The 8,260-nt window shown below is 54.0% G+C and carries 6 protein-coding genes; 4 read left to right on the top strand and 2 right to left on the bottom strand.

The window, feature by feature from the left end:
* Positions 1 to 600 precede the first annotated feature (600 nt).
* On the bottom strand, positions 601 to 1,212 hold the full coding sequence (locus KQ303_RS06675; RefSeq protein WP_259729672.1) for a hypothetical protein: 612 nt from the start codon (positions 1,210 to 1,212) through the stop codon (positions 601 to 603).
* A gap of 213 nt (positions 1,213 to 1,425) precedes the next feature.
* Entirely contained in the window at positions 1,426 to 2,832 is a 1,407-nt protein-coding gene (locus KQ303_RS06670; protein ID WP_259729671.1) for a WD40 repeat domain-containing protein, read from the bottom strand.
* 385 nt (positions 2,833 to 3,217) lie between these two features.
* Between KQ303_RS06670 and KQ303_RS14765 the strand changes: the two genes are divergently transcribed.
* From KQ303_RS14765 to KQ303_RS06655, 4 genes are all read left to right on the top strand, one after another.
* Positions 3,218 to 3,628 (top strand): GFA family protein, encoded by a 411-nt coding sequence (locus KQ303_RS14765; RefSeq protein WP_399233088.1) that lies wholly within the window; start codon positions 3,218 to 3,220, stop codon positions 3,626 to 3,628.
* Between the two features lie 684 nt (positions 3,629 to 4,312).
* Positions 4,313 to 5,419: an IS3 family transposase gene (locus KQ303_RS06665; protein ID WP_311134131.1), complete on the top strand. Its 1,107-nt coding sequence runs from the start codon at positions 4,313 to 4,315 to the stop codon at positions 5,417 to 5,419.
* A gap of 148 nt (positions 5,420 to 5,567) precedes the next feature.
* A complete protein-coding gene (locus tag KQ303_RS06660; protein WP_311134129.1) occupies positions 5,568 to 5,876 on the top strand; it encodes an addiction module antidote protein in 309 nt (102 codons plus the stop codon).
* Between the two features lie 854 nt (positions 5,877 to 6,730).
* Entirely contained in the window at positions 6,731 to 8,089 is a 1,359-nt protein-coding gene (locus KQ303_RS06655) for a DUF1254 domain-containing protein (RefSeq protein WP_259729670.1), read from the top strand.
* The last annotated feature ends 171 nt before the right edge of the window (positions 8,090 to 8,260 follow it).

The raw sequence follows: 8,260 nt of genomic DNA, 5'->3' as shown, positions 1-8,260 counted from the left end.
TCGCCTCCATGGCGACCTTGGCCTTGAACTCGGGGCTATGGGTGCGGCGTTTGCTCATGGGTGGGAGCCCCCTCTCAGGGGCGGTGCCCCGCCTCAGAGGTTAACGATGGACCCTGTCCAGAAAAGCCAGACCATCTCAGTGATCGTGAGCGTTCGGCAGCTTTAACTTTCTGAAGGCGATGGTATTTGAAGGCGATTTGCCACATTCATGGACATTTCCGATATCTTAGAAAAGGTAGGAGACAGTTGACGGAGCGGTTCTGCTGCGCGGCTTGCCGCCGCACAAGATGTTCAGCGTGACTGTGGCGTTCTTTATGGTTCCCTCTGGGACTGCTCCTCTGGGGAAGGATGTTTAGGTCGAGAAAGCTATGCTGCCAATTCCTTAGGCCAAAGCCCGATAATTACACCCAGACTACAGAGGGTTGACAATCCCATAAGCGTAGGCGCTAAAGACCACCTCTACTCAGTATCTAGCACTTCTCCGTTAGATAAAACCAGTGCTTATTGGGAGGGGTGTTGGGGTAGATAGATAACTTTGACCTTTGCGCCTTTGTCGTAGCTCGGACTCTCAGTCTTGTAGGTCTGACCATCTTTCGGTGCTTATTGCACAACGGGATAATGCTTGTCTTTCGGAGTATATACCGGTTCCAGGGCAATCACTCCAGTTGTGTATACGCCTTGGCTGAGAAACTGCGCTCTTTGATAGCCTGGATAGGCACTCAATACACCGATGAACACAAACAGTATCGGGAAGCCAAAAGGGGCAAGGCGATTCAGCCTGGGGATTTGACTAAACCAAAATCCCAGCACGCTAAACAAGGTGAGCGGAACAACTTGCAGACAAAGGGTAAAGGCCAGTAGCGACCAGAGTCCAGTAAAGGTTGCCAATCGTGCCCGAGACGTTCCGGGCAGATAGTAAATCCCCACGCGATCCCCCACAAATACACTGTCATCCTGAGCATCGGTTTCGAAGATCTGACCATTCTCAGTTGGGTATTGAACAACCCGAGTCCAGTAAGCCGAGATTGATGTTTTGTGGTTGAACCGGCTGCTGGGGTGGTATTTCATGGCAATTACAGTCCCTTCTGCCCTTCTTCCCAAGATCAGAAAAGGACCCGTGATGATGCACCGGATTCCCGGCAGCAGAAAGGTGTGCAAGGCTGCTTTGAAAAAAGGATTTTTGAGGAAGGGACGTTTGCGGAATGTCAGCATGAATCGATTTGACATTTTCCAGTATCGGTAGATGCCCTGTGCTAATCCAGACGAGATTAACTCAGTTGATTTTTTAGTTAAGCCGGGAGGCAATCTTGCTTAAGTGAAAATTGTCGTAACCTGCGGGATCAGTCAGGAAACATTAAGTCCTTTAGATGAGGAGATGTTGAGTGACTTGCGCGTACTACCCAGCGTGCCTCTTAAAAACCAGGGTTAAGGGAGTTGCCAGACAACGATTCCATCGGAGGTGAAAGTCGCCAGAAACTTACCATTGCTACTGAGGCTGGGTCGCCCCGCCCAAGCACTATCCTTGAAAAAGCTTGTGGTGGGCTTGCCTGAGTCCAGATCCCAGAGAGCAACCTGTTGCTCACTAAGGGGAGGAATTGTGGATACACGAGTCAGCAAGCCTTTCCTCGTCCAGACCATATCCTCGATTTTCCCTGTATGTTCAATTGTTTTGACCCGCTTCGCCTGTTGCCAGTTCCAGATCTGGAGTTGGTCGCCTGCCGCGACGATGAGTTGCTGAGCATCGGGGGTGAAGGAGAGGGTTTGAATTTCACGATTCCGATCTCCAATCAACTGAGCAATTCGTTTACCCGATTGCATATCCCAAATCTGAATCACACCATTATCTTCCTGTTGCCCAAATTCTCGAAAAGTTTTAGGCGAGAACGCCAGAAACCGGCGGTCAGAACTGATGGACAAAGAACGCTCAAGTCCACCGTAGGTATATTCCTCAAACTCGCCGGGAATGGTTTGTAACAACTTGCCGGATTGCATGTCCCAAATCTTGAGACCACGGGGCGAACTGAGCGTCAGCGTCACCAGTTTTTGATCTGCCGCAACTAACCCAAGTTCAGCTCCTGCAAATTGACGCACAATCTTTCCCGTCGGAATCTTCCGAATTTGCACCTCTGTAGCTGCAGCTGTGACGAGTTGCTGGCTGTCATCACTAAAGCTAACGTTTAATATGACATCCTTGCCATTTTCCTGGTTGTCAGGAATGGGTTTGAAGGCTTGCCGTAATCTTAATTGGGTGAGGTTCCAGACTTGGGTACCTCGATCGAAAGTGGCTACGGCTAATTGTTGGCCATCCAGGCTCAAGGCTATATCACTTATGGAGTTTTGGTATCCCCTAATTCGTGCCACCATCGGCAATTGATCATCAGCATTAGCCTCAGGTTTGTCAATGACAAGCTCGGAAGGAACCAGAAAGACATATATCGTAAGTATGACCAGGAGATACGTCAGGAGAATGCCCGAAGCTTTTATCTTCATTCCTGACTGGAGAATCTGTTGATTTTTCAATCCCAAAATGCTGCCCACAATCGGCCCAACCAGCAATAACGCTGCAAAGGAAAGCAAAAGCAGCAGACCACCCCAAGCAATCCCCTGCAAGTTGACGGCAAATGCTTCAATGGGCAACAGCCCAATCAACATTGTGCCAATAAATGCTCCATAGATCGCAGATGTAATCGCTGCGTTTCGGGGCGGTACTTTTGGTCTGGCTATCAAGCCTAGCAACCCACCGACAACACTGGCAATGACAAAACTAATAATCGTCATCCGCAGGAGTTTCGGCAACAAAATGTCAACAATGAAATCGGGATTGAAGTACATGATTGGTCAGAATAGAATGTTGATGACAAGAGGCTACGAATTGTATGACACTGTCTCGTCTCTTACAATAAACGAGCCAAACCTCGCGGCAAAGATTACCCAGTACCTGGGCTGAAGGTTGTCTTTATCGCGCTGCCGTCGCCGCCAGATTACCTGGCACGCCAGTGTGATCGCTGATCTTGTAGGGTGCGTTCCTTAATGCGACCCTTGCTACTCTATCGGTAGATTGCCGGGAACGCACCTTGCTCACGCATTTCTTGAAGCAAACGATCGCAGTATAATAATGCCCATGCACACCGACCGCCAAGAAGTATCTGTTGGAATTCAAGGGTTATCTGCGGCGGTTGATGGGCAACGTTAGGCTGTTGCAGAAAGGGTTATCTGAATGACGATGTTCCGTGGCGGCTGTCTATGTGGCGCCGTGCGTTATGAAACGACCTCTGATCCTTTGAACCAGAGGGTCTGTCACTGTAGAGCTTGTCAAAAAGTTATTGGCGCTGCTTTCAATGCTCGCGTACTCATGCGCATTGATCACGTTGCCATCTCTGGCCCAGTCAGCACATTTCACTCTTCAGAAACTCTAGAGCGGGGTTTCTGCTCACATTGCGGTTCAAGCATTTTCTCACGCCGTGTTTCTGCTGGAGTTATGGGCCTAACGGCCGGCAGCCTCGACGAGCCATCACTGTTCAAACCTGACATGCACTTTTGGGTATCCTCAAAACAACCGTGGCTGGAAATCACAGATAACCTGCCTGAATATCCAGAAGGGCCGCCATCTTTAGGTTATACGCTATGAGTGTTAACGGTAGTTGGCCTAACATTGCGTTTGTGGCAACATGCGCAAAAAACAGCGCAGTCAGCTCAGCTTCACGTTAGGCCGCAAAACCTATGCCTCTCGCCGCTCGAACCGTTCTTGAAGACTGTAGGCAAGCAGCCCCCCTATTCACGCCGGGGCTCCAAGGCAGACAGTGGCGCATCGCTTACATGGCATATGTGGCACTTCTGCGTGCTGATTACCACGTGCTCAAGAGCAAAGACGCTGCTATCGATCCCGCATTCCGAATCAAGTTTGAGACTTGGGATTCAAAACTCTTTGCATCGAAACCCGCTCCCGAAATCTATTGGGAATTTATTGTTAGTGAGAGGAATCTGCTCTTGAAGGAGTATCAATCTCTCGCTGGCCAGGGTGTTACTGTCCCTGGTGTACAGATTGAGGTAAGCTTTTAAACTGGAGAGCAAAGAGTCACTCGCTTGGGAGAGTTAGAGCACCACTACACAATGAATGGAGTGGTCTTTGCTGGAAGGGACCAGCGGGAACTGATAGCAGCGGCAATTGCTTGGTGGGAAGCGCAACTTGATTCATTGGAGGCAACACCATGTGCGCCCTAACATCAAGATCCAGTTGTCGGGCTTAGAAATGCTCGAGAAGTAGACAGAGCTTCTTCCCGCCGCTGATCGCCTCAATAAAGATTCAGGCCTTCTGGGGAGAGGACGGGGACGACTGACGTGCCCGGGCGACCGCCTGAAGGCTCTACAGATTCTCGACGAGGGTGTTGCCGATGGTGCCCGTGCCAGTGAGCTGGCTCTGCTCCTGGGCGTTGGCCTCACCACGTTGCAGCGTTGGCGACGCCAGTTCGTCGCTGATGACGACGGTGTAGACCGGCGCAAGGGCAGCCACCGCCATGTGGCTCACCGCCTCAGTGAGGAGGAGCGACGGCGCATCCTGCTCACCTGCAACGAGCCCGAATTCGCCGCGTTGCCACCGGGGCAGATCGTGCCGGCCCTGGCGGATCGCGACTTGTCTATCGGCTCAGAACGCAGCTTCTATCGGGTACTCCACGCTCACGGTCAAGCCCACCGGCGGGGACGTGCCCGGCCTCCACAGGAACCAACGCCAGTGCCACGCCTACGGGCCACTGGCCCCAATCAAGTGTGGAGCTGGGACATCACCTACCTGCCTACCAACGTTCGTGGAATATGGCTGTACCTCTACCTGGTGATCGACATCTGGAGCCGCAAGGTGGTGGCCTGGGATGTCGCCGAGCGAGAAGACCCAGCCATTGCAGCCGATCTGATAAGCCGGGCCTGCCTCAGAGAGCGGATCAGTAAACGGCGCAAGCAACCGCTGATTCTCCACGCTGACAACGGCAATGCCATGCGTGCGGCCACGTTGGAGAGCCGGCTGGAGGAGTTAGGGGTGCTGCGATCGTTCTCGCGGCCACGTGTCAGCAACGACAATCCGTACTCCGAATCCCTGTTCAGGACGGCCACATACCGTCCTGACTACCCGAGCCGGCCGTTCGCCAGTGTGGAGGCGGCCAGCCAATGGGTGGTGGCGTTTGTGGACTGGTACAACCAACGGCACCGGCACAGCGGGATCAAGTTCGTGACTCCCCACCAGCGCCACTGTGGAGATGCCGTGGACATCTGCCGTCAACGCGCTGTCGTCTACGAACAGGCCCGCCAGCGCAATCCAAGGCGGTGGTCACGATCGTCTCGGTGCTGGCGTCAGCCAGAGCTGGTCTGGATCAATCCGCCGCCAGCCGAAATCGAACTCAAGCCAGCTACGTTGTCGATGGCTGCCTGAACAGCAGCATGGGCGTCATCTTTCCTGGCAGTCACCGGCGCCGCGTTGCTCACCAAGCTCCGGCTTAACATGAACACCGCTTTCAGCCGCGCGGAGCACCGGGCCCTTGGCCTGGAGGCCATGCTGCCCCTGGGAGGTTTTGCCCCAGATGAAGACCGCAGCCACTGCCTGGAATCTGGCCATTCATTTCAGCATTCGTGAAGACATGGCTGCCTATTGCAAAGCATCTCTAGGTGATACTGCTCGTGCCAAAGGCCTGACACAGATTGCAAGGGAAGCTGGACTGGGTCGCGAAAGTCTCTATACGGCACTCTCCTCTAGCGGTAATCCCGAACGTGGAACTGTCTTGAAGGTTGGTTCGGCACTCGGGCTTCAACTGCATGCCAGTCCTGCTGTTGAAGCAGAGACGGCTGTTAAACAATGCCACTCACCCGGCCCGCCTCCACATGACTCTTGACCGACGCTCGAGATCACAGCGGCCAGGTGAAGGCAATCGTTCTAACGACGGAGCAGTAGCGCCATGAAAGTGATCCTTCTGGGAAACGCTGGAGCAGGGAAGAGTACCTTGTCGAGGCTGTTGCTTGCGAAGCGACCAGCCGCTCGACTATCGCTGGATGAGGTGGCGTTCCTTGGCGGCGCTGAAAGACGGCCACTTCAAGATAGTATCGAAGATGTAAGGTGTTGGATCTTACGGCATTCCAGCTGGATCATCGAAGGCTGCTACGCGGACATTATTGAGCCTGTATTGGTCTACTGCGATGAACTGATCTTCCTGAACCCTGGGGTAGATGTATGCGTGGCCAACTGCCGCTCGAGACCTTGGGAGCCGGAGAAGTTTCGTTCCCGAAAGGAGCAAGATGAGAACTTGGACAACCTGATCCAATGGGTTCGTTCCTATGAGAAGCGTTCTGATGAGTACGGTCTTCCCAGGCATCGAGCCCTCTACGACTCTTTTGATGGCATGAAATCTGAGTTTACGAAGCTATGCCAGTATGAAACGGTATGGCAAGACCATTCATCCAAGCTGTAGCAGGGTTGCTGCCTGGATCCGCAAAGTTCTTGCGGTTTGGTGATGGCCGCCGTTTGGCCGCATCGTTTGCCAGGTGATTTTGAGATAGGCTTCTGACATTCTCTTTCCCAGTACACGGAGTCGTCGAGATGAGGTCGTCAAGCCAACATTGTCTGGGACTGGCCGTTGCCGCTCTTGTTGCGAATGCGGCCACCACTGCATCGGCTCAGACCTTCCAGATGACCACGCCAATACCACCCGGAGTGGCCACTCCTGACCGGTTAGAGACGTCGATCGGCCCGTTGAACCTCATCGATGGTTTCCCACAGCCAGATACCATCGAGAAGATCTACGACAACCTGGATCGCTCCCGCGCGTTACAGGCCTACCTGCTGGCCATTCCGATTGTGAATCAGGCCGGTATGCGTGAATCGTTGCGCAAATTTGGCCCCGAGAACACCACCAACGTGATCTGGGAGAACCTGGTGGATCCCAGAACAATAGAACTCACGGCCAACGACAACACGGTATACAGCTTTATCTGGCTCGACACCAAGCAGGGTCCCCTGGTGGTCGAGGTTCCACCCAAGGTGCTGGGTGCTGTCAATGACTTCTGGTATCGCTGGGTGGCCGACATCGGCATCACGGGGGCCGACAAGGGCGCGGGCGGCAAGTACCTGTTCCTGCCACCGGGGTATCAGGGCGCCATCCCGCAAGGCTATGTCGTGGTCAAACCCAAAACCTTCGGCAACTGGCTGTTCTTCCGCTCCTTCCTGGTGGATGGTTCCACCAAGCCAGGGGTGGAGTCGGTGAAAGCGAACCTGAAGATCTACCAACTCTCCGAGGCTGCCAACCCTCCGGCGGTCAAGTTTGCCAATGCCTCAGGCGTGCCAGCCAATTTCGTCGCCCCTGGCGACTACTCCTTCTGGTCGCTGCTCAACCAGGTGATTCAGGAGGAACCTCCCACCGGCGCTGACCCCACCACGTTGGGACTGTTCGCCTCGATCGGCATTGTCAAAGGCAAGCCCTTCAACCCCAACGAGCGCTGGAAAGCCATCCTCATCGACGCTGCCAACATCGGTGCCGTGACGGCACGAACCCTGGCTCTCAAGATTCGCGAGCCGGAAGCCTATTTCTATCCCAACAGTTCCTGGCGGTTGCCCTTCTTCGGTGGATACAGGTTCGAAGTTTCCCCAGGTGTGGCCAACCTTGATGGTGCGATTTTCTATTACTACTTCGCCACCGGTGTGACGCCGGCCATGGAAGAAAAGATTGTCGGCAAGGGCTCCCAGTATCCCTGGGCCGCGTTGGATTCCAAGGGCGATCGCTTCGATGGCGGCAAAACCTATCGGTTGCGCCTGCCGCGCAACGTTCCCGTGGCCGATTTCTGGTCTGTGATCGTGTACGACACGCAGACCCGTTCCATGCTGCAGACAGACCAGAAAGCACCGAGCGTCAGCAGCCAGGACAAGGGCATCAAAACCAATGCCGACGGTTCTGTCGATGTCTGGTTTGGCCCAAAGCCCCCTGTTGGATTCGAGAAGAACTGGGTACAGACCATTCCTGGCAAGGGCTGGTTCACGCTTCTGCGCCTCTATGGTCCGTTGGAGCCCTGGTTCAACAAAACCTGGCGGCCAGGTCCAATCGAATTGCAGAAGTGATTCAGCGATCAACGTCATCGACTCGTCGTGATCACCATTGGCTCGGGCTGCCTGAATGGCAGTTAGGGAGTGTGAATCCTCCCGAACGACACTGCTGTGGAATGTGTCGTGTCTGCCCTTCATGCAGGCCACAGGCTCGGAATGAATGGACAGCTACTGTTGAACGACCTG

Origin of the sequence: Synechococcus sp. CS-1333 (genome assembly GCF_025128015.1) — a bacterium.
Taxonomy (GTDB): domain Bacteria; phylum Cyanobacteriota; class Cyanobacteriia; order PCC-6307; family Cyanobiaceae; genus MW101C3.
Note: the sequence above shows the minus strand (reverse complement) of the source record. Positions and strands in the feature narration are given on the sequence as shown.